Source organism: Thauera sp. JM12B12 (assembly GCF_039614725.1).
Classification (GTDB): Bacteria; Pseudomonadota; Gammaproteobacteria; order Burkholderiales; family Rhodocyclaceae; genus Thauera.
This window is the reverse complement of record NZ_CP154859.1, coordinates 3,254,708-3,275,538: the sequence shown is the minus strand read 5'-3', so window position 1 is coordinate 3,275,538 and position 20,831 is coordinate 3,254,708. Positions and strand designations below refer to the sequence as shown.

Annotated in this window: 20 protein-coding genes; 6 read left to right on the top strand and 14 right to left on the bottom strand. The window is 69.0% G+C overall.

Going from position 1 to position 20,831, the window contains the following annotated elements:
- Positions 1 to 66: 66 nt before the first annotated feature.
- The 4 genes from holA to AAG895_RS14835 form a co-directional block, all read right to left on the bottom strand.
- Entirely contained in the window at positions 67 to 1,086 is a 1,020-nt protein-coding gene (gene holA / locus AAG895_RS14850; protein WP_345792766.1) for a DNA polymerase III subunit delta, read from the bottom strand.
- A 103-nt stretch (positions 1,087 to 1,189) separates the two neighbouring features.
- Positions 1,190 to 1,738, bottom strand: a complete 549-nt coding sequence (gene lptE, locus AAG895_RS14845; protein ID WP_345795307.1) for an LPS assembly lipoprotein LptE — start codon at positions 1,736 to 1,738, stop codon at positions 1,190 to 1,192.
- A gap of 53 nt (positions 1,739 to 1,791) precedes the next feature.
- Positions 1,792 to 4,419, bottom strand: a complete 2,628-nt coding sequence (leuS, locus tag AAG895_RS14840; protein WP_345795306.1) for a leucine--tRNA ligase — start codon at positions 4,417 to 4,419, stop codon at positions 1,792 to 1,794.
- A 223-nt stretch (positions 4,420 to 4,642) separates the two neighbouring features.
- Positions 4,643 to 4,969, bottom strand: coding sequence for a hypothetical protein (locus tag AAG895_RS14835; RefSeq protein ID WP_345792765.1), 327 nt, complete (start codon positions 4,967 to 4,969; stop codon positions 4,643 to 4,645).
- Positions 4,970 to 5,287: 318 nt separating this feature from the next.
- Between AAG895_RS14835 and AAG895_RS14830 the strand changes: the two genes are divergently transcribed.
- Positions 5,288 to 7,504: a UvrD-helicase domain-containing protein gene (locus AAG895_RS14830; RefSeq protein ID WP_345792764.1), complete on the top strand. Its 2,217-nt coding sequence runs from the start codon at positions 5,288 to 5,290 to the stop codon at positions 7,502 to 7,504.
- A gap of 39 nt (positions 7,505 to 7,543) precedes the next feature.
- On the opposite strand, the gene AAG895_RS14825 is transcribed toward AAG895_RS14830, so the two are convergent.
- Together AAG895_RS14825 and AAG895_RS14820 are read right to left on the bottom strand one after the other, a co-directional pair.
- Positions 7,544 to 8,413 (bottom strand): HDOD domain-containing protein, encoded by an 870-nt coding sequence (locus AAG895_RS14825; RefSeq protein WP_345792763.1) that lies wholly within the window; start codon positions 8,411 to 8,413, stop codon positions 7,544 to 7,546.
- 127 nt (positions 8,414 to 8,540) lie between these two features.
- The gene (locus tag AAG895_RS14820) at positions 8,541 to 9,938 is read right to left on the bottom strand and encodes a phosphomannomutase/phosphoglucomutase (RefSeq protein WP_345792762.1); all 1,398 of its coding nucleotides are present in this window, start codon (positions 9,936 to 9,938) and stop codon (positions 8,541 to 8,543) included.
- A 238-nt stretch (positions 9,939 to 10,176) separates the two neighbouring features.
- On the opposite strand from AAG895_RS14820, the gene rfbA reads away from it, so the two are divergent.
- The gene (gene rfbA / locus AAG895_RS14815; RefSeq protein ID WP_345792761.1) at positions 10,177 to 11,061 is read left to right on the top strand and encodes a glucose-1-phosphate thymidylyltransferase RfbA; all 885 of its coding nucleotides are present in this window, start codon (positions 10,177 to 10,179) and stop codon (positions 11,059 to 11,061) included.
- A gap of 13 nt (positions 11,062 to 11,074) precedes the next feature.
- Entirely contained in the window at positions 11,075 to 11,626 is a 552-nt protein-coding gene (gene rfbC, locus AAG895_RS14810) for a dTDP-4-dehydrorhamnose 3,5-epimerase (RefSeq protein WP_345792760.1), read from the top strand.
- Between the two features lies 1 nt (position 11,627).
- On the opposite strand, the gene AAG895_RS14805 is transcribed toward rfbC, so the two are convergent.
- The 4 genes from AAG895_RS14805 to AAG895_RS14790 all read right to left on the bottom strand — a co-directional run bounded on the left by AAG895_RS14805 (position 11,628) and on the right by AAG895_RS14790 (position 14,296).
- Entirely contained in the window at positions 11,628 to 12,638 is a 1,011-nt protein-coding gene (locus tag AAG895_RS14805) for a hydrolase (protein ID WP_345795305.1), read from the bottom strand.
- 2 nt (positions 12,639 to 12,640) lie between these two features.
- Complete coding sequence (locus AAG895_RS14800; protein ID WP_345792759.1) at positions 12,641 to 13,069, bottom strand: nuclear transport factor 2 family protein; 429 nt, start codon at positions 13,067 to 13,069, stop codon at positions 12,641 to 12,643.
- A 79-nt stretch (positions 13,070 to 13,148) separates the two neighbouring features.
- On the bottom strand, positions 13,149 to 13,349 hold the full coding sequence (locus tag AAG895_RS14795) for a zinc-finger domain-containing protein (RefSeq protein ID WP_281049403.1): 201 nt from the start codon (positions 13,347 to 13,349) through the stop codon (positions 13,149 to 13,151).
- A 26-nt stretch (positions 13,350 to 13,375) separates the two neighbouring features.
- Positions 13,376 to 14,296: a branched-chain amino acid transaminase gene (locus AAG895_RS14790; protein WP_345792758.1), complete on the bottom strand. Its 921-nt coding sequence runs from the start codon at positions 14,294 to 14,296 to the stop codon at positions 13,376 to 13,378.
- A gap of 234 nt (positions 14,297 to 14,530) precedes the next feature.
- Between AAG895_RS14790 and AAG895_RS14785 the strand changes: the two genes are divergently transcribed.
- From AAG895_RS14785 to mnmA, 3 genes are read left to right on the top strand one after another with little or no spacing between them, the layout of a single operon-like run.
- Complete coding sequence (locus AAG895_RS14785; protein ID WP_345792757.1) at positions 14,531 to 14,983, top strand: NUDIX hydrolase; 453 nt, start codon at positions 14,531 to 14,533, stop codon at positions 14,981 to 14,983.
- Between the two features lie 58 nt (positions 14,984 to 15,041).
- Positions 15,042 to 15,689: a hypothetical protein gene (locus tag AAG895_RS14780; protein ID WP_345795304.1), complete on the top strand. Its 648-nt coding sequence runs from the start codon at positions 15,042 to 15,044 to the stop codon at positions 15,687 to 15,689.
- A 28-nt stretch (positions 15,690 to 15,717) separates the two neighbouring features.
- Entirely contained in the window at positions 15,718 to 16,815 is a 1,098-nt protein-coding gene (mnmA, locus tag AAG895_RS14775) for a tRNA 2-thiouridine(34) synthase MnmA (RefSeq protein WP_345795303.1), read from the top strand.
- A gap of 41 nt (positions 16,816 to 16,856) precedes the next feature.
- Here mnmA and AAG895_RS14770 read toward each other — a convergent pair whose 3' ends face one another.
- From AAG895_RS14770 to AAG895_RS14755, 4 genes are all read right to left on the bottom strand, one after another.
- A complete protein-coding gene (locus AAG895_RS14770) occupies positions 16,857 to 17,804 on the bottom strand; it encodes a hypothetical protein (RefSeq protein ID WP_345792756.1) in 948 nt (315 codons plus the stop codon).
- Positions 17,805 to 17,857: 53 nt separating this feature from the next.
- Complete coding sequence (locus AAG895_RS14765) at positions 17,858 to 18,433, bottom strand: DUF2062 domain-containing protein (protein WP_345792755.1); 576 nt, start codon at positions 18,431 to 18,433, stop codon at positions 17,858 to 17,860.
- A 212-nt stretch (positions 18,434 to 18,645) separates the two neighbouring features.
- The gene (locus AAG895_RS14760; protein WP_345795302.1) at positions 18,646 to 19,098 is read right to left on the bottom strand and encodes a histidine phosphatase family protein; all 453 of its coding nucleotides are present in this window, start codon (positions 19,096 to 19,098) and stop codon (positions 18,646 to 18,648) included.
- 91 nt (positions 19,099 to 19,189) lie between these two features.
- Positions 19,190 to 20,719 carry a CHAD domain-containing protein gene (locus AAG895_RS14755; protein ID WP_345792754.1) on the bottom strand — a complete coding sequence of 510 codons (1,530 nt, stop codon included), beginning with the start codon at positions 20,717 to 20,719 and terminating at the stop codon, positions 19,190 to 19,192.
- Between the last annotated feature and the right edge of the window lie 112 nt (positions 20,720 to 20,831).

The window sequence follows — 20,831 nt, the reverse complement described above, 5'->3', positions numbered from 1 at the left end:
TCCGCTGTTCGAGCGTCTGCCGCCTCAGCATATCTGCGGGCAAGCCTGCTCCCACAGGATCCGCTGCTACGGTCTCTGGTGGCGCGCCGCAAGCCGCAGCGCGAGCTGGAGGAACTCGTCCCACACGTCCCCGGAGGCGAGGCCCTTGATGACGCGGTCGATGCGTGCGGCGTGCATCAGTGCGGCGCGCAGGCCGCCTTGGGTGAGTCGACTCAGGGCGCGGCCGATGAGCTGCTGGCGGCGCGGATCGAAGATGCGTTCGGCCTTGAACAGCGCGGGCAGCGGCTGGCCGGCGTCGCGGCCGGCGCACAGGCTGGCCAGGGTGCGCGTCTCGTTGGCGAGCGCCCAGAGTACCAGCGGCGGCGCCGCGCCTTCGCCCCTGAGACCGTCGAGCAGGCGGGCGCAGCGCGCCGGGTCGCCCTCGAGCACGGCCAGACGCAGCTTGTCGATGTCGTAGCGGGCGACGTTGAGCACGGCGTCCTGCACCTGCTCGAGCGTCAGCGCGCCCTCTCCGTGCAGCAGGCCGAGCTTGAGGATCTCCTGGTGGGCGGCGAGCAGGTTGCCTTCGACATGGTCGGCGATGAAGGCGAGCGCCTCCGGTGGCGCGGACTGCTTCTGCGTGGCGAGCCGGCGGCCGACCCACTCGGGAAGGCGCTCGCGCTCCGGGGCGTTGAGCTCGAGCGTGGCCGCAGCCTCGGCGAGCGCCTTGAACCAGCCCGTCTTGCGCGTCTGCCAATCCACTTCGGGGAGGGTGATCAGGGTCAGCGTCTGTGCCGGCAGGGCGGCGATGTAGCGCTGCAGGGCGTCGCCGCCATCGCGTCCTGGCTTGCCGGTGGGGATGCGCAGATCGATCAGCTTGGCGCCGCCGAACAGCGACATGTTGCCCGCCGCCAGCGTCAACGCGTCCCACTTGAAGCCCTGGCCCACGACCAGGGTCTCGCGCTCCTCGAAGCCTTGACGGCGGGCGGCGGCGCGGATCGCGTCGGCGGCCTCGAGCACCAGCAAGGGTTCGTTGCCGTGCAACAGCCACAGCGGCGCAAGCGGTCGCTCGAGCTGGACGGCGAACTGGTCTGGGCGCAGGTTCATGGCCTTGCGATCACGAGTGGGCCGTGCAGGCTTCACCCCGCGGCTGCCGCCGTGGGCCGCCGCGCATGCGCATCCCGCACTGCCCCGGCACGCTCACCTGCGCTCAGCGGGCACGCCTGGCGGCAGCGAGGCGGCGCATCATCTGCTGCACGAGGTCGTTCTGCATGTCACGGTAGAGCAGGGCCTCCTCCTGCTCCTTGCCCAGCACCTGACTGTCGTCGAAGGTGTATTCGCGTCGCGCCGACAGACTGGTGGGGGCGATCAGCGGGGTGCCCGACCTGTCGAGGAGCTGGAAGCGCAGGCTCTGCACGAGCTGGTATTCGCGCACCTTGCCTGCGCCGGTGAGGCTCAGGATCTCGCGCCCGCGGCTGTTGCCGAGGATCTGCAGGCGGGCCTCGGCGTGCTCGGCCTCCTCGATCACACGCGTGGTGCCACTGGTCGCGACCAGGCGACGCAGTTGCGCCCCGAGCTCGGTCTCCGGGGGGGTGTTGATGTGCAGGGTGGCGAAATCGAGCGCTTGCGGGCCGCGCAGGCGGAAGCCGCAGCCAGCCAGCGACAGCGCCGCGAGTGCGCCGCCGGCAAGCAGCACGCGGCGCCTGCACGTCGGTTGCGGTACGGACGAGGCCACCTCGTCGCGGGCGGCGGTGCGCATGCCGGCCTCGCCGGCATCGAGCAGGGGACGGCGGACGGACATGCGCGACTTCCTCAGACGACGATGTTGACCAGGCGGCCGGGCACGACCACGACCTTCTTCGGTGGCTTGCCTTCCATGAACTTCTGCGCGGCTTCGGATGCCAGGGCGAGCGCCTCGATGTCGGCCTTCGCGGCGTCGGCGGCGACCTTGATGCTGCCGCGCAGCTTGCCGTTGACCTGCACCACGAGTTCGATCTCGTCCTGCTTGAGCGCGTCCGCGGCGACCTCCGGCCACTGCGCGGCGAGGATGTCGCTGCCGAAGCCGCAGTCCTGCCACAGCGCGTGGCAGATGTGCGGGGTGATCGGCGACAGCAGGCGCAGCAGGATCGAGAAGCCTTCCTCGGCGACCTCGGCGTGCGCCGCCGGTTCGGTGTCGGCCAGATCCTTGTGCGCCTTCTCGAGCGCATTGAGGATCTTCATCGCCGCCGACACCACGGTGTTGAACTGGTGCTTGCCGAAGTCGTAGCTCGCCTGCTTGAGGTGGGTGTGGATCTCGCGGCGCACGTCGGCCGCCGCGGCGGGCAGCGTGCCGGCGGCGAGCGCGCGCGCGGCGGGCAGCGCGGCGCGCGTCCCGGTGGCGAAGGCGTGGCCATAGTTCCACACCCGGCGCAGGAAGCGCGAGGCGCCCTCGACGCCGGAGTCGGACCACTCGAGCTGCTGATCGGGCGGCGCGGCGAACATCATGAACAGGCGCGCGGTGTCGGCGCCGTACTGGTCCACCAGCGACTGCGGGTCGACGCCGTTGTTCTTCGACTTCGACATCTTCTCGGTACCGCCAATGACGACCGGCAGGCCGTCGGACTCGAGCTTGGCGGCGACGATGCGGCCGCGCTCGTCACGCTCGACCACCACGTCGGCCGGGTTGATCCACTGCTTCTTGCCGCCGTCGAGCTCGCGGTAGTAGGTCTCGGCCACCACCATGCCCTGGGTGAGCAGGGCGCTGAAGGGCTCGGACACATCGACCAGGCCGCAGTCGCGCATCGCGCGGGTGAAGAAACGCGAGTAGAGCAGGTGCAGGATGGCGTGCTCGATGCCGCCGATGTACTGGTCGACCGGCGCCCAGTAGTTCACACGCTCGTCCACCATCGCCGTCGTGCTGTCGGCGCAGGCGTAGCGCAGGAAATACCAGGACGACTCGACGAAGGTGTCCATGGTGTCGGTCTCGCGCCTGGCCGGCTTGCCGCACTTGGGGCAGCTGCATTCGTAGAACGAAGCCATCTTGGCCAGCGGCGAGCCGCGGCCGGTGATCTCGACGTTCTCGGGCAGCACCACCGGCAGTTGCTCGTCGGGCACCGGCACGTCGCCGCAGTCGGCGCAGTGGATCATCGGGATCGGGCAGCCCCAGTAGCGCTGGCGCGAGATGCCCCAGTCGCGCAGGCGGTACTGCACGCGCTTGGCGCCCAGGCCCCGGGCGGCGAGGTCGGCGGCGATCGCATCGACCGCGCCCTGGAAGTCCAGCCCGTCGTACTTGCCGGAATTCACCAGGCGGCCATGGTCGGCGTAGGCGTCCTGCCAGGGGGCGACGGTATCGGCGTAGGCGTCCGAGCCGACCACCATGCGGATCGGCAGCGCGTACTTGGTGGCGAAGGCGAAGTCGCGCTCGTCATGCGCCGGCACCGCCATCACGGCGCCTTCGCCGTAGCCCATCAGCACGTAGTTGGCGACCCAGACCTCGAGCGGCTCGTCGGAGAGCGGGTGGCGCACCTTGAGGCCGGTGGCCATGCCCTTCTTCTCCATCGTGGCGATGTCGGCCTCGGCGACGCCGCCGCGCTTGCATTCCTCGATGAACTCGGCGAGCGCCGGGTTGCTGGCGGCGGCCTGGGTGGCGAGCGGGTGCTCGGCGGCCACCGCGACATAGGTCGCGCCCATCAGGGTGTCGGCGCGGGTGGTGAAGACCTTCAGCGCGCCCTCGTGGCCGATGCTGGAGACATCAAAGGGGAAGCTGATCTCCACGCCTTCCGAGCGGCCGATCCAGTTCTTCTGCATCAGCTTGACCTGCTCGGGCCAGTCCGGCAGATCGTCGAGCGCGGACAGCAGCTCGTCGGCGTAGGCGGTGATCTTCATGTAGTACATGGGGATCTCGCGCTTCTCGACCAGCGCACCCGAGCGCCAGCCGCGGCCGTCGATGACCTGCTCGTTGGCGAGCACGGTCTCATCGACCGGGTCCCAGTTGACCGTGCCGAGGCGCTTGTAGATCAGGCCCTTCTCGAACAGGCGGGTGAACAGCCACTGCTCCCAGCGGTAGTACTCGGGAGTGCAGGTGGCGAGCTCGCGCGACCAGTCGATGGCGAAGCCGAGGCGCTTGAGCTGCGCCTTCATGTAGTCGATGTTGGCGTAGGTCCACTTCGCCGGCGGCACGTTGTTCTGGATCGCGGCGTTCTCGGCCGGCATGCCGAAGGCGTCCCAGCCCATCGGCTGCAGCACGTTGAAGCCCTTCATGCGGTGAAAGCGCGCGAGCACGTCGCCGATCGTGTAGTTGCGCACGTGCCCCATGTGCAGCTTGCCCGAGGGGTAGGGGAACATCGACAGGCAGTAGTACTTGGGCTTGCTCGTGTCCTCGGTGACGCGGAAGGCGTCGGTGGAGTCCCAGTGCTGCTGGGCGGCCGTTTCGACGGCGGCGGGCTGGTATTTGTCCTGCATGATGTCCTGCATGGCGGGCGTGCGGGCTGGATGGCGTTGAAAACACGCCAGTATACCCGGAACCGGATGCGCCCGCCGCAGGCGGTGGGCGCTCAGGGCTGACCGCGGTGGGCCGCAGGCAGGCAAAAAAATGGCACTCCGCCGCGAGGGGGAGTGCCGAATCTCCAATCAAGGAGGGAGGGAGACAACAAAACGTCTGGGCGCCGCCAGGCAGCGCCGGTGATCAGGCGACGCGACGCGTGGAGGCGGTCTGGCGCTGCCAGTTGGCGTGGACGGCCGCGAACACGTCTTCCATCGCGAGCAGCGGCAGGCGCCACATGCGGTTCTGTGCGCGCACGTAGGGCACGACGCGAGGTGCGCACAAGGTGGAGCGCTCTTCCTCGAGGAGTCGGGTGAAGTGATCCATCGCCGACCCCCAGTATTCGGCGTTGCCGACCCAGCCCGTATCGAGCGTGGCCTGGCGCACGGCCTTGCGCCAGAGGGTCTCGGCGCGTTCGATTGAGACACCCGCCTTGCGGGCATACCAAGGCAACAGCTTGGGCGTTTTCATGATGCGTTCTCCATTCGGTCCGGGGTACGGCGCCGTTTGTGGTCGGCCGCTTCCTGGGCGACCGATCCCTCATTGATGTTGTGGTGCAATGTAGGTAACGCACCACCAGTCTTCCTTGATTTTCCACAAATCCGACCAGGGGTGCCGTGAAAAGGTTCCGCTTTTCGGTCTGATTTTGTGCGGCGCACAATTGCAATTTAGCGCAATCTCGGCGGGCTGCAAGCACGCTGTTGCTGCCGTGCAACACTGTGGGTCCGAGGCACGGGTGCGGCGGTTTGCGGTGCTGCCGATACAATGGCCCGTCGAAAAGGAAAACCGATGTCCACGCTGCTAGCCAACCTGAATACCGAACAACTGCAGGCCGTGACCCTGCCACCGCAACACGCGCTGATCCTGGCTGGCGCCGGTTCGGGCAAGACCCGCGTTCTGACCACCCGCATCGCCTGGCTGGTCCAGTCCGGCCAGGTCGATGCAGCCGGCATCCTGGCGGTTACATTCACGAACAAAGCGGCCAAGGAGATGCTCGCCCGCCTGTCTTCCATGCTGCCGGTGAGCACGCGCGGCATGTGGATCGGCACCTTCCACGGTCTCGCCAACCGCCTGCTGCGCGCCCACCATCGCGACGCCGGGCTGCCGCAGCTGTTCCAGATTCTCGATTCGGGCGACCAGCTCGCTGCCATCAAGCGCCTGCTGAAGACGCTCAACGTCGACGACGAAAAATTCCCGCCGCGCGAGCTGCAGCACTTCATCAATGGCCAGAAGGAAGCCGGCAACCGGCCGCACGCGGTCGAGGCCTGGGACGACTACACCCGCCAGCGCGTCCAGCTGTATCAGGAGTATGAGGCGCAGTGCCAGCGCGAGTCTGTTGTGGATTTTGCGGAGTTGCTGCTGCGCAGCTACGAGCTGCTCGAGCGCAACGAGCCGCTGCGCCGCCACTACCAGCGCCGCTTCCGCCACATCCTGGTCGACGAGTTCCAGGACACCAACCGCCTGCAGTACCGCTGGCTCAAGCTCTTCGCCGACGAGGGCCGCGAGGGCGGTGCGGCGATGTTCTGCGTCGGCGACGACGACCAGAGCATCTATCGCTTCCGCGGCGCCGAGGTCGGCAACATGCGCGACTTCGAGCGCGAGTTCCGGGTGCACAACGTCATCCGCCTCGAGCAGAACTACCGCTCGCACAGCAACATCCTCGACGCCGCCAACGCGATCATCCGCCACAACGCCAACCGCCTGGGCAAGAACCTGTGGACCGACCAGGGCGCGGGCGAGCCGATCCGCGTGTTCGAGGCCTACGCGGACGGCGACGAGGCGCGCTGGATCGTCGAGGAGATCCAGTCGCTGGTGCGCGACGGCGCGCTACGCAGCGAGATTGCCCTGCTGTATCGCTCCAACGCCCAGTCGCGGGTGCTCGAGCACCAGCTGTTCTCGGCCGGCATCCCGTATCGGGTCTATGGTGGGCTGCGCTTCTTCGAACGCCAGGAGATCAAGCACGCGCTCGCCTACCTTCGCCTGATCGCCAACCCGGACGACGACACCTCGTTCGCGCGCGTGGTGAATTTCCCCACCCGCGGTATCGGCGCGCGCTCGCTCGAGGCGCTGACCGACGCCGCCCGCGTCTACAACACCAGCCTGTACGCCACCGTGCCCCACCTCACCGGCAAGCCGGGCACCTCGCTGGGGCAGTTCGTGCGCCTGGTCGAGGACCTGCGCCGGGACACGTCCGGCCTGCCGCTGCCGGAACTGGTCGATCACGTGCTCGAGCTCAGCGGTCTGCGCGCGCACTACAAGGCCGACAAGGAAGGCCGCGAACGGCTGGAGAACCTGGACGAGCTGATCAACGCAGCGGCCAACTTCCTCGCCGAGTCGCAGGCCGAGGCGGAAGCGCTGGCGCAGCCGCACGCGCTGCTGGCCGACTTCCTCGCCCACGCCTCGCTCGAGGCCGGCGACCACCAGGCCGACCAGGGCGCCGACGCGGTGCAGCTGATGACGGTGCATTCGGCCAAGGGGCTGGAGTTCAACGTGGTGTTCCTGTCCGGTCTGGAGGAGGGCCTGTTCCCGCACGAGAACAGCATCCTGGAAACCGACGGCCTGGAGGAGGAGCGCCGGCTGATGTACGTGGCGGTCACGCGGGCGCGCGAGCGGCTCTACCTGTCCTTCGCGCAGAGCCGCATGCTGCACGGCCAGACGCGCTACAACCTGCGCTCGCGCTTCCTGGAGGAAATTCCCGCGGAGCTGACGAAGTGGCTGACACCGCCGAATCCGCGCTCGGCCGCGGGCGGGGCGATGGGCGGCATGGGCGGCGGCTACTTCAAGCCGTCGGCGAACGGCGCGCAGGTGCAGCGCGCCCCGCGCCCGGGCTTCGCCACGCTGCCCAACGGCCTGCGCATCGGCCAGACGGTGGCGCATGCGAAATTCGGCCAAGGCGTGATCGTCGCGGCGGAGGGCAGCGGGAGCGACGCCAAGGTGCAGATCAACTTCGGGCCGGCAGGGGTGAAATGGTTGCTGCTTGCGGTCGCCAAGCTCGAGCCGGCGTGACGCAGGTGCGCCGCCCGTAGCGCGCGAGCGTGCCGGCGCTCAGGCCGGCTCCTCGCTGCCCTGGCGGTCGAAGCGGTAGACGAGGTCGTCGGCGAGGTCGTCCAGTTCAGTCGCCGAATAGCCGAGGAAACGGGCCGCCGCAGCACGTCCCTTGTCCCATTCGGCGTCGCGCCGGGTGCGCAGATGGGTGCCGGCGACGTATTCGCCGATCAGGTTGAGCGCGATCAGCGCGCGCGATTCGGTTTCCAGGCCCGCACCGTCTTCCAGCACCGAATAGTCGTGGTGGCACTGGATGCCGTCGCACACCGTGTCGGTGAGCCCCCATGAGCGCGCCAGCAGGTAGCCGATGGTGGCGTGATTGGTGTTGAAGGCTTCGTCCTCGATCTCGGTGAACCAGCGCTCGGTGGCCTGGTTGGCGAGGCCGAGCACCTGCTTGTAGTTGGCGAAGCGCTTGACCAGCAGCGGAATGCCGCAGTCGTGGAAGAGCCCGAAAGTGTAGGCGGTCTCGGGGCGTGCGGCCCCGGTCTTGCGCGCGGCCAGCGCACTTGCGGCGGCGGTGTAGCGCGAGTTGTCCCAGAAGCGCTCGAGCGCCGCGCCGGGGTCGGCGATCGCGCTGCGCAGCAGGGCCTCCTGGACGAGGTTGGCGAGCGTGCCGAAGCCGAGCAGGCGGATCGCCTCGTCCACCGAGCCGATCCGCCGGCCCGATCCGAACACTGGAGAGTTTGCCGACTTGACGACCACGGCGGCCAGGCCCACGTCCTTGCCGATCAATGCAGCGATCCGCTTGCCGCTCACCTGCGGCTGGCGCAGTTCGTCCATCATCTGCGCGAGCACGCCCGGGCAGGATGGAATGGGTACGGCCTTGAGGGCGTGCTCGAGATTGCGGTCGCTGCGCGCGGGTGTTTCCATCCTGCTCCTCTCCCTTTGGATCATGTCCAGAACGCCACGCTAGCACGCGTGTGCGCCTTCGACCGGTGGATTCGCGCGCCGTCCGTGCGGAATTGCGCGTCCCGCCACTTTTGCCGGCGCGCTTCCGTCAAAAGGGCAGCGCCAGGCCCGGCCAGACGCCGTCGAGGGCACGTCGGAAGGCCTGCTGGATCGCTGCCAGCGCATCGGCGTCGTCAGCCTCGAAACGCAGCACGACCACCGGCGTGGTGTTCGACGGCCGCGCGAGGCCAAAGCCCCGGGCGAACTCGACGCGCACGCCGTCGAGCGTGATCACCTCGCGTGCGTCAGGGAAGCATGACGGCGCAGCGAGCGCGGCCTCGCGCAGCCGGCGCACGAGCTCGAAGGGTTCGCCCTCGGCCATCTTCAGGTTGAGCTCCGGTGTGCTCACCGCATCAGGCAGCGCCTTCAGCGCCGCGTTGGCATCGGCACGCGCGGACAGGATCTCGAGCAGGCGGGCGCCGGCGTACAGCCCGTCGTCGAAGCCGAACCAGCGCTCCTTGAAGAACATGTGGCCGCTCATCTCGCCGGCAAGCGGCGCACCGGTTTCCCTGAGCTTGGCCTTGACCAGCGCGTGCCCGGTGTTCCACATCGTCGGCTTGCCGCCACGGGCGCGGATCCACGGCGCGAGGTTCCGCGTGCATTTGACGTCGTAGATGATCTCGCCGCCCGGCACGCGTGCGAGCACGTCCTCGGCGAACAGCATCAGCTGGCGGTCGGGGAAGATGATCTCGCCGTCCTTGGTCACCACGCCGAGGCGGTCGCCGTCGCCGTCGAAGGCGAGGCCCAGCTCGGCGTCCGTGTCGCGCAGCGCACGGATCACGTCCTGCAGGTTCTCCGGTTTCGACGGGTCGGGGTGGTGGTTGGGGAAATTGCCGTCGACCGCGCAGAAGAGCTCGACCACCTCGCAGCCGAGGCGGCGGAAGAGCTCGGGAGCGACGCCGCCGGCGACGCCGTTGCCACAGTCGACGACGATCTTCATCGGGCGCGCGAGCTTCACGTCGGCGGCGATGCGCTCGATGTAGGCCGCGCGCACGTCGGCCGTGCGCAGCGCGCCGGCGCCATGGGCGAGCTCGTCCTCGGCGATGCGCCGGCGCAGCCCCTGGATCATGTCGCCGTGCAGGGTCTGCCCGCCGAGCACCATCTTGAGGCCGTTGTAGTCGGGCGGGTTGTGGCTGCCGGTGACCGACACGCAGGAGTCGCAGCCGAGCTGATAGGCGGCGAAGTAGGTGAGCGGGGTGGGGACGCAGCCGATGTCGATGACGTCCACCCCGGCGGCGCGGATGCCCTCGGCGAGCGCGCCGGCGAGCGCCGGGCCGGACAGGCGTCCGTCGCGGCCCACGGCGATCGCACGCTGACCGCGGGCCACGGCTTCAGAGCCGAGCGCATGGCCGATGGCGCGCACGGCATCGGGTGTGAGGACGGTATCGACGATGCCGCGGATGTCGTAGGCCTTGAAGATCTCGGGAGCGGGCAGGGTGTAGCGCATGGCGTTCGGGGGCGGGTGAGGGGACGGTATGGGTCTGGGCCGGCGGAGCGCAGGGGCGCGCGATCACGGCCGACGCCGGATTCTAAGCTGCGCCACTCCCGTCGTACATGCGCCCGGAGGGTCGCGGGCGGTGGGGCGCAGGGGACGGGCGCGACTGCGCTGCGGTCGCGCTCGTTTACAATCGCCGCCATACGCGGGCCGAGCCGGCCCTTTCCTCGTTCGCGGAGCACGCTCGTCCATGAGTCAACGCAAGGGCATCATCCTCGCCGGAGGTTCCGGCACCCGCCTGCATCCGGCCACGCTCGCCGTATCCAAGCAGCTGCTGCCGGTCTATGACAAGCCTATGGTCTATTACCCGCTCGCCACGCTCATGCTGGCCGGGATCCGGGACATCCTGCTGATCTCGACACCGCAGGACACGCCGCGCTTCGAGCAGCTGCTCGGCGATGGCAGTCGCTGGGGCCTGCGCCTGCGCTATGCCGTGCAGCCCAGCCCCGATGGCCTCGCCCAGGCCCTGGTGATCGGCGAGGAATTCCTCGCTGGCGGACCCTCTGCCCTCGTGCTCGGCGACAACCTGTTCTACGGCCACGATTTCGCCGCCGAGCTGCGTGCGGCGAGCGCACGCGAGCGCGGTGCGACCGTATTCGCCTACCCGGTGCAGGATCCCGAGCGCTATGGCGTCGTTGAGTTCGATGCGTCCGGCCGTGCGGTGAGCCTCGAGGAGAAGCCTGCCCGCCCGAAGAGCCGCTACGCGGTGACCGGTCTCTATTTCTATGACGGAGGCGCATCCGCTCTCGCGCGCGGCTTGAGCCCGAGCGCGCGCGGCGAGCTCGAGATCACCGATCTCAATCGCCTGTATCTCGAGGCTGGCGCGCTCGACGTCCAGGTCATGGGGCGTGGTCACGCCTGGCTCGACACCGGCACCCACGAGAGCCTGCTCGAGGCGGGGATGTTCATCCAGACCATCGAGAAGCGCCAGGGCCTGAAGATCGCCTGTCCGGAGGAGATCGCCTGGCGTGCAGGCTGGATCGACGCCGGGCAACTGCGTGCCCTGGCGCAGCCGCTCGCCAAGAGCGGCTACGGCCAGTACCTGCTGCGCCTGCTCGAAGACCGGGTGTTCTGAGGAGGCCGCGGCGATGAAAGCGACTCCGACCGCACTGCCCGAGGTGCTGGTGCTCGAACCCAAGGTGTTCGGCGACACGCGCGGCTTCTTCCTCGAGAGCTGGAACGCGCGCAGCTTCCGCGAACTGACCGGCCTCGACGTCGATTTCGTGCAGGACAATCATTCGCGCTCGGCGTGCGGGGTGTTGCGCGGCCTGCACTACCAGCTCCAGCAGCCACAGGGCAAGCTGGTGCGGGTGGTGCGCGGACGGGTGTACGACGTGGCGGTGGATGTGCGTCGTTCCTCGCCGCGTTTCGGGCAGTGGGTGGGGGTCGAGCTGGGCGAGGACGATCACCGCCAGCTGTGGATTCCGCCCGGTTTCGCGCATGGTTTCCTGGTGCTCAGCGAGTCGGCGGACTTCCTCTACAAGACCACCGACTACTACGCGCCGCAGCATGAGCGCTGCATCGCCTGGGACGATCCGCAAATCGACATCGACTGGCCGCTGCACGGTGCCGTCCCGCTGCTGTCGGGCAAGGACGCGCAGGGCGTGCCCCTGGCCGCGGCCGAAGTCTACGGCGACTGAGTCAGGGCCCCACCGAGGTAGGGGTTAAGGCTGAATGCGCGTGCTCGAAATGCGCGAGCACGCGCGCGCACAGCCAGTCCTGGCTGCCGGGCCAGGGGCCGCCGAGGAAGCCGACGTGGCCGCCCGCCCGGGGGCATTCGAAGCGCACCGCTGGCGGCAGGTTCCGCGGGTCGGGCAGGGCGGTCGCGGGCACGAAGGGATCGTTGCGCGCGTTGAGGACCAGCGTGGGGACGCGGATGCCTGCCAGCCACGGCCGCGCCGAGGCGCGCCGCCAGTAGTCCGCGACGCCGTCGAAGCCGTGCGCGGGCGCGGTGTAGGCATCGTCGAATTCGGCCAGCGTGCGCGCCGCGGCGATGCGTCCGTCGTCGAAGCGGCCCGGGTGCGCGGCGCACTTGCCGAGCGCCTTGGCGCGCAGGGTGGCGAGGAAGTGGCGGGTGTAGATGCGATTGAAACCCTCGCCGAGCGCCGTGCCCGAGATCGTGAGGTCGAGCGGGGCGCAGATCGCCGCTGCGGCGTCCGCCACGCCGACCGCTTCGCCCTCACGCTCGCCGAGCCATTTGAGCAGGGCATTGCCGCCCAGCGACACGCCGGCAGCGAACAAGGGCGCGCCCCCGGCGCGCACGCGCAGGCGGCGCAGGATCCAGTCGATCTCGGCGCTGTCCCCAGAGTGGTAGGCGCGGGCAAGGCGATTGGGCGTCCCGCCGCAGCCGCGGAAATGCGGAACCACGCCCTGCCATCCGCGCGCCGCTGCCGCCTGCATCAGGCTGCGCGCATAGTGCGACCGGCTGCTGCCCTCCAGGCCATGGAACAGCACGAGCAGGGGCGCGTGTTCCCTGCGCGCGCCGGATTGGGGGGCGCGGGCGGGTGCGACCCAGTCGAGTTCGATGAAGTCGCCGTCGGGCGTCTCCCAGCGTTCGCGGCGATAGGCGGGCAGGGCGCGCTTGCGGGCAAGCGGAAAGATGGTCTGGGCATGGCCGCCGGGCAGCCACCAGGGGGCGCGGTAGGCGGGCAGGTTCAATGCACCACGCGCGGCGAGAGCTCGCCGAAGTCGGCGTGTTCGGGGACCGGCGAGGCGTGGTGCAGCACCATCCGCCAGCCGTTCGGGCCGCGCACATACACGTTGGTCGCGGCAAGGGTCGGTCCGCGCTGCAGCTGGCCCTCGGCGGCCACGCGCTCGAAGACGCAGTGCATGGCCATCATTGCGCTCGCGCTGACCACGGCCTGACTGACGTCGATCTTGATGCGGTTGCCTTCGGCGAGGAGCTGCCGCCAGGTCTCGCGCACGGCGGCGAGGCCGACGATGCGCGGTCCGCCGGGATGAACGCAGACGACCTCCTCCTCTTCCGACCAGACGGCCATCAGTGCGTCGAAATTGCCGTCGGCCAGCGCCTGGTAGAACGCCGCCTCGGCCTCTAGTGCGGTGGTGAAGTTTGCTTTGCTCACGGGCTTTCGTCGGGTTGGGGCCACAAAAGGCACGGGGGCCGAAGCCCCCGTGTTGAAGACTGCGCGACCGGCGCAGGGTTCAGTGGTGGCCCTTCGGGCGCTCACCTGCAAACACGTAGTGCGCGCTGCAGTACGGGCACACCGCTTCGCCGGTCTTCAGGATGTCGAGGAAGACGCGGGGGTGACGTGCCCACAGCGGCGCACCCGGTGGCGGACAGTGCAGCGGGAGGTCCTTGGCGGCGATGACGACGGCCTGGGTCTTGTCGGTGTTCTCAACCATGGCGGATTCCTGGGAGCGAGTGAAGATCAGACGTGGGCGAGCCAGTGGGCGTATTCCGGCGCGCGTCCGTTGACCACGTCGAAGAAGCGGGCCTGGATCTTCTCGGTGATCGGACCGCGCTTGCCCTCGCCGATCTGGCGGTCGTCGAGCTCGCGGATCGGGGTGACTTCCGCCGCGGTGCCGGTGAAGAAGGCCTCGTCGGCGAGGTAGATGTCGTCGCGGGTCAGGCGCTTGGTGCCGATCTCGTAGCCGAGCTCGCGGGCGATGACGTGGATCGAGTCGCGGGTGATGCCGGTCAGGGCGGAGGCGATCTCGGGCTCGTAGATGCGGCCGTCCTTGATGATGAAGAGGTTCTCGCCCGCACCCTCGGCCACGAAGCCCTGGTTGTCGAGCAGCAGCGCCTCGTCGTAGCCCATGCGGGTGACTTCGAGGTTGGCGAGGATCGAGTTCGGGTAGGTCGCGGCCAGCTTGGCGCGCGGCATCGTCGAGTTGACGTGGTGACGGGTGTAGGACGAGGTCTTCACGCGGATGCCCTTCTGCAGGCCTTCCTCGCCGAGATAGGCGCCCCACGGCCAGGCCGCGATCGCCACATGCACGGTGGCGCCGACGGTGGAGATGCCCATCTTTTCCGAACCGTAGAAGGCGATCGGGCGCAGGTAGCAGGACTCCAGCTTGTTCGCGCGCACGACCTCCTTCTGCGCCTCCATGAGTTCATCCTTGGAGTACGGGATGTCCATCATGTAGATCTTGCCGGAGTTGAGCAGGCGCTGGGTGTGCTCGGCGAGGCGGAAGATCGCGGTGCCGCTGACGGTGTTGTAGGCCCTGACGCCCTCGAACACGGCAAGGCCGTAGTGCAGCGAGTGGGTGAGGACGTGCGTGGTCGCCTCGCGCCACGGGACGAGCTTGCCGTCCTGCCAGATGAAGCCGTCGCGGTCAGCCATGGACATGATCAGAATCTCCGCCTGAATGAGTGTTCGCAGAATGGGTGTCAATTGCGCGCGCAGCCTGATCGCCGGCGCAAAGTGCGTGAATTCTAGCGTAAAGGCGCGACGATCACGCGCCTGGCGTGCGTGGAGCATGCGTGCGGCCGTCGAGCCCGATCGCCCGCCGCAGGGGGCGCCTGGGTGCGCGTCGGTGCGGCGGGTTAGAATGCGGGCCTTCGCGCATCCGGAGTCCGTCAATTGAAGGATCGCCCCTGGAAACCCAACGTTACCGTCGCGGCCGTGATCGAGCGCGACGGGCGCTTCCTGCTCGTCGAGGAGGAGACCCCCGAAGGCCTGCGCTTCAACCAGCCGGCCGGTCACCTCGAGGAAGGCGAGTCCCTGCTCGAGGCCACCGCGCGCGAGGTGCTCGAGGAGACGGCGCACCGCTTCGTCCCCGAATACCTCGTCGGCGTGTACCAGTGGACGCGGCCGCAGGGCGACATCACCTACCTGCGCTTCGCCTACGGCGGTCGGGTGGAGGCCGAGGAGACCGGGCGGGCGCTGGACGAGGGCATCGTCCGCGCGGTGTGGATGACACCGGACGAGATCCGCGCCACCGCCGACCGCCACCGCAGTCCGCTGATCCTGCAATGCGTCGAGGACTGGCTGGGCGGAGCGCGCCATCCCTTGGCGCTGGTGCACCACCATTGAGGTGAGGGTGCGCCAGCGAGGATGGAGGGCGCTGCTGCCGCTGGTGCTGGCGCTGGCGCTGAATGCGCTCATTGCCCAGGCGGCGATCCAGCCGGCCCACGCCGCGGTGGAGGTGCGCATCTGCTACAACTACGGCTGCATGCGCGAGGCGCGCGTGAGCATCCACGCGGCGACGCTGGCGCGCATGAGTGCGCGACTGGCGGGTGCGCGCGACGCGGCGGAGGAGCGCGCGCGCCTCGCGGAGGAAGTCGGCCGGCTCTACCGGCTGGCAGCCACGCAGACGCCGGTGGGTGCGGACCGCAGCGGGAATTTCCTCGACCAGGGTGTGGATGGGCGGATGGATTGCATCGACCACTCGACCTCGACCACGCGCCTGCTGGAACTGCTGGAGGCGCGCGGCGCGCTACGCTTTCACCGCGTGGTCGAGCCGGCGCGCCGCACGCGGCTGATCCTGCAGCATTTCAGTGCGGTGATCGAGGTGCTGTCGGCCGGTGAACGCATCGCCCGCCTGCCGCCCGGGCAGGCGCTGGCGAGCTGCAACTGCACCGAGGACGGGCTGGTGATCGGGGAAACCGGGAAGGTGGACGGCGAGGACCGTCCGGGACAACGTTACGTGGTCGACAGCTGGTTCGTCGACAATGGCGAGCCGGCCGTGGTGCTGCCGCTCGCGGAATGGCTCAATGGAGGTGGACCGAATGTCCAGTAGGCAGGATGGAGTGCAGGACGGGGCGGGGATGAAGGTGGTGGTCGGCATGTCCGGCGGCGTGGACTCGTCGGTGACCGCGCTGCTGTTGAAGCGCCAGGGCTACCAGGTGACCGGGCTGTTCATGAAGAACTGGGAGGACGACGACGATTCCGAGTACTGCTCGACCCGGCAGGACCTGGTCGACGTGGCCTCGGTGTGCGACGTGATCGGCATCGACCTCGAGGTGGTGAACTTCAGCGCCGAATACAAGGATCGCGTGTTCGCCGACTTCCTGCGCGAGTACGAGGCCGGCCGCACACCCAACCCGGACGTGCTGTGCAACTCCGAGATCAAGTTCCGCTGCTTCCTGGATCACGCCATGCAGCTGGGTGCCGAGCGCATCGCCACCGGCCACTATGCCCAGGTGCGCCCGTGGGCCAATGACGGCCGCACCGAGTACCAGCTGCTCAAGGCCGAGGACGGCACCAAGGACCAGAGCTACTTCCTCTATCGCCTCAATCAGGCGCAGCTCGCCAAGACCCTGTTCCCGCTCGGCGCGCTGTACAAGCGCGAAGTGCGCAGGATCGCCGCCGAGGCCGGCCTGCACGTGGCCGAGAAGAAGGACTCGACCGGGATCTGCTTCATCGGCGAGCGCCCCTTCCGCGAGTTCCTGATGCGCTACCTGCCGACCCAGCCGGGCGAGATCCGCGCCCTCGACGACGACCGCGTGCTCGGTGAGCACCAGGGCCTGATGTACCACACCATCGGCCAGCGCAAGGGCCTGCACATCGGCGGCATCAAGGGCAACCAGGACGAGGCGGGCGAGCACGAGGCCTGGTATGTCGCCGCCAAGGACGTCAAGGCCAACGTGCTCTATGCGGTCCAGGGCCATGCCCATCCGGCGCTGCTCAAGGACCGCCTGGTGGCGACCGACCTCAACTGGATCGCCGGCCGCGATCCGCACACCAACTGGGTGTACACCGCCAAGCCGCGTTACCGCACGCCCGACCAGCCGTGCGAGATCGACCGCATCGCCGACGGTCGCGCCGAGATCGCCTTCGCCCAGCCGCAGTGGGCAGTCACCCCTGGACAGAGCGTGGTGGTGTACGAGTCGAAGGTCTGTCTGGGCGGCGGCATCATCGTCTGAGCCTGCGGCCCGCGGGGCCGTGACGGGGCCGGCGGCCCCGTTCAGCGCGCGAGCGGCCCGCCGGCAACGGCGAGCGGCGGACGCGCTGCGGCCTGCACGCGGGCGGCGTAGGTTTCGCAGCGCTCGATGTACTCGAGCGCGCTCTTGGGCATGGTGACGCGCGCGCGGGTGATGTCGGTGACCAGGTTGCGTCCCTGCAGGATCAGGCGCAGGCCGTCGGTGGCGAGCTGGCGCTCGAGCTCGGTGGCCATCGGCGCCAGCGCCGGCACCACGGCGCCGAGGTGCTCGGAAGCGACGACGAAGTCCGCCCACACATCGAAGATGTCCGGATCCGTACGCAAGGTCTCGGCCTTGATCTTGGCGATGCGGCCGAACTCCTGGACCAGCGGCGCCACGCCCCGGAACAGCTGGTTGCCCGAGAAGGTGGCCGCGATGACCGCGGTGAGCCGGTCGATCTCGCGCAGGGCCTGGGCGATCTTGATGTAACGGCTCTCGTAGAAGGCTTCGACCGGAATCGAGAAGGCCCGGAACGGTTCGCCCCAGAGTTCGTCGATGCCCTCTTCGCCGCTGCGGTGGAGCACGAGGCGCCCGAGCTTGAGTGCCTCCTGCAGGCAGCCGCCGCATTCGCGCATCAGCGGGTTGTCGGTCTCGATCTCGATGCCGAGTTCCTGCAACTCCACCAGCTTGGTGAAGATGTCGGTGGCGCGGTTGAACATCGCGCCGGCGTACATCGCGCCCTTGACCCGCTGGCGCTCGGGGTCCTGCTCGGCCTCGTAGGCGCGGCGCGCATCCTCGAGCCGTCGGCCGGGGATGTTGATGCCGTGTTCGACGTGGTTGAACAGCCGCCGGGTCAGCGCCTGGATGAGCTTCTTCTTGGCGTCGAGCGAGTCGGCTGGCGGATCGTAGACCTTCAGCCAGTAACCGTCGTAGTAGATGCGCCGGATGCCGTCGATGAGTGCGACGGTGCCGTCCTCGATGGGCTCGTCCATGGCGATGGGGCGTCTGCGTTGAAGGTGGAGGGGGAAAAAGGATACGCCCGGCTTCAGGCGCTTCCAATAGCCCGCTGCCGCGCCTCGGCGGCGCGCAGCCGGCGCTCGCGCCGCAGTCGCCGCCACTTCGCGCTGACGCGCAGCCGCCAGAACAGCTGGGCACCCCAGTAGGCGATGATCGAGCCGGTTACCGCCATCATCAGCATGCCCAGCAGCAGGGGCTGGCCAATGCCGGTGAGCCAGGCCCATGCCTGGCCGAAGGAGTCCAGCATGCGCATCGGCTGCTCGACGTCGGCGGGGGTGAGATCGGCAGGCGTGTGCTTGCCGATGACGCCTGCCCCGAGGCGGTAGGCGAAGTAGTACAGGGGGCCGTAGGTGAGGGGATTGCTCACCAGCGTGGAGACCGCGGCGATCCAGAGGTTGCCGCGCAAGAGCAGGGAGGCGATCGCCGCCGCGGGGATCTGCGCGATCGGGATCATGAGGCCGAAGAACACGCCCATCGCGATGCCGCGCGCGACTGAACGCCGGTTTACATGCCACAGCAGGGGATCATGGATACGCGGCCCGAGCCAGCGCAGCATGCGGCTCTGCGTGATGGCGTCGCGGGTGGGCAAGAAGCGTTCGAGCATGGTCCGGTCCGGGGCGAAGACGGCATCTTACGCAATGCGCGACAAAGCACAAGCAGGCGCATCGCCGGCGTCTGGCGCGTGTCGCAACAACGCCGCAAGAGCATGATTCTCCGGGGTTCAGACCACGACCGCCGTGATGAATTCACTGCTCGGACGCCAGCCGGCCGTGCTCGCGCGCAGGCGCGCCGGGCTGCCTGCGCGTCCGGCGCGGATCAGGCGAAATCGCTCGGGATCACCGCGCGCAAGACGGTCTGTGTCTCGCCTTCGCGCACGCGGTTGGTAAACCACCAAAGCGCGCCCTTCTTGATCGTCCAGTCGGCCTCGGCGCCCGCCAGCAGCAGCGCGCACAAGCGGCCCAGCGCGGGCTGGTGGCCTACCACCAGGGCGGCGCCGCTGGCATCGGGCCAGCCGGTGGCGGCGAGGATGTCGGGCACGTTGCCGTCGGGCCCGAGGCTGCTGACGATCTCGAAGTCGTCCGCGAACGCTGCCGCCGTCTGGCGGGTGCGCATGGTCGGGCTCACCAGCACCCTCAGCTGCTTCGGCCGGTTGGTGTCGAGCCAGCGCGCCATGCGGCGTGCCTGCTTGAGTCCGCGCGGGGTGAGTTCTCGGGTGTGGTCGGGAGTGCCGTCCACCGCTTCGGCATGACGCCACAGCAGCAGGTCCATGTCCTTCATCCTGGGTTCGGGGGCGGGCATCATCGGCGATGGGTGTTTCATCATGATGACGCCGGCAACAGCGCGGCCGCATCCATTCCGCTCACCACGGCTTGCGGCCGCGGAGCAGCGGCGCGCATTCGGCGAGCACACGGCGGCGCAGGCGGGCGTAGCGCGGCGCGTGCCAGCCGAGCACGAAGGCCGCGGCAGGCGCGAGCGCGGGGTTGGCGCGCGACCACTCGCTCAGGCGCTGATGGGCGATGTCGACGTCCTGCAGGAAGCCGAGCGCGGTCTGCGCCTGCACCACGCGTTCGAGGTAGCGCGCGGTGGCGCGTTCGGGAAACAGCGGCGCGAAGAACTCGACGCCGTAGCGCAACTGCTTGAAGGCGATGCGCAGCGCGTGCAGGCGGCTGGGTTCGAGATTGGCCGCCGCCTCGGCGCTGCGGCGTGCCCGTCTGCGCAGACGGCTCAGGCGCAGGCGGGCGAATGAGCGCAGGTCGGCCGCTTCCGCGAGACTGCTGACCTGCAGGCGGTGGAGCGCGGCGGTGAAGTCGAGCAGCAGCCGGCCCTGGGTCGCCATGTCGAGCTGGTCTCCCGCGAAGTTGCGCGCTGCGGTGCGTGCCTGCTGCACGGCATCGAGCAGCGCCGCCATCGCCGCGCCGTCGGCGAGGCCTTCGGGCCGCACCGGCGCGAGCAGTTCGGTGTGAAAGACGTCGAGGTCGCGCGCGGCGCCGAAGCGGTTGGCGTTTTCGCGCAGCGTCGTGTTCCACTCGCCGGCGAAGCGTTCCGGCAAGGCCGGCGCGAACAGCTTGAGCAGCGCGCGCAGCCGACGCTGCGAGACGCGCAGCTGGTGGATGAAGTCAGGGTGGATGCCGTGCGGGTCGCCATGGGCGAGCGCGGCAGCGGCATTGCCCTGCCACTGGCGTACGCAGGCCAGCGCCAGGCCGCGGAAGGCCGCGATCACGTTCTGCCCGGGTTCGATCGCGGAGGCTTCGGCGCGCACCGGGGCGAGCGGGGTGTCGAGGAAGAGGCGATAGCCACGCTCCGCCTTGGAGACATCGGCCGGCATCAACGGCAGGTCCCGTGCGAGCGTGCAGGCCAGGTCGAGCAGGTCCTGGGCGCGCCCGCGCTCGAGCTCGAGCTCGAGTTCGCAGATCTCCGTCTCGCGCTCGATGCCCTCGGCCGTGCGCACATGCACGGCGCCGGTGTCGATCATCAGGAGGATGGACGCGCCCTCGTGCGTAACGATGCGCCGCGTCTCGCGACGGAAACGGGTGGTGAACACCGGCACCAGTTCGTCGCGATGGCGCTCGAGCAGGCGTGCGGTCGCGGGGTCGTCGACGGCGCTGAAGTCGAAGCCGCCGGTCCACGGCGTCTCCCATTCCGGCCGCTGCGACAGGCCGCCGCTGGACACCGCCGCGCACTTCACCGTCTGCAGCATCTGGCGGCCCTGGCGGCGTGTGCGCACCGCCACCTTGCGCGCCTTCAGCTGCAGCCTGGGGGTGTCGTAGTAGGTGTTGTCGAGGGTTACGGCGTTGCCGCATTTCTCGGCAGCCGCCACCAGCGGATGGCGGCGCAGCGCGGCGAGCGTCCGCCGCGGCAGGGCGAGCTTGAGTTCGATTTCGTGGTTCATGCATGTCGCCCCGAAACGGGCGCCCGGACAGGAGGCTGCTGAATTCTAGTCGGCGGCCCGCTGGGCGTCATGCGCGCTTTTGCGGCGTGAAATATTTCAGCCGCGAGCCGCG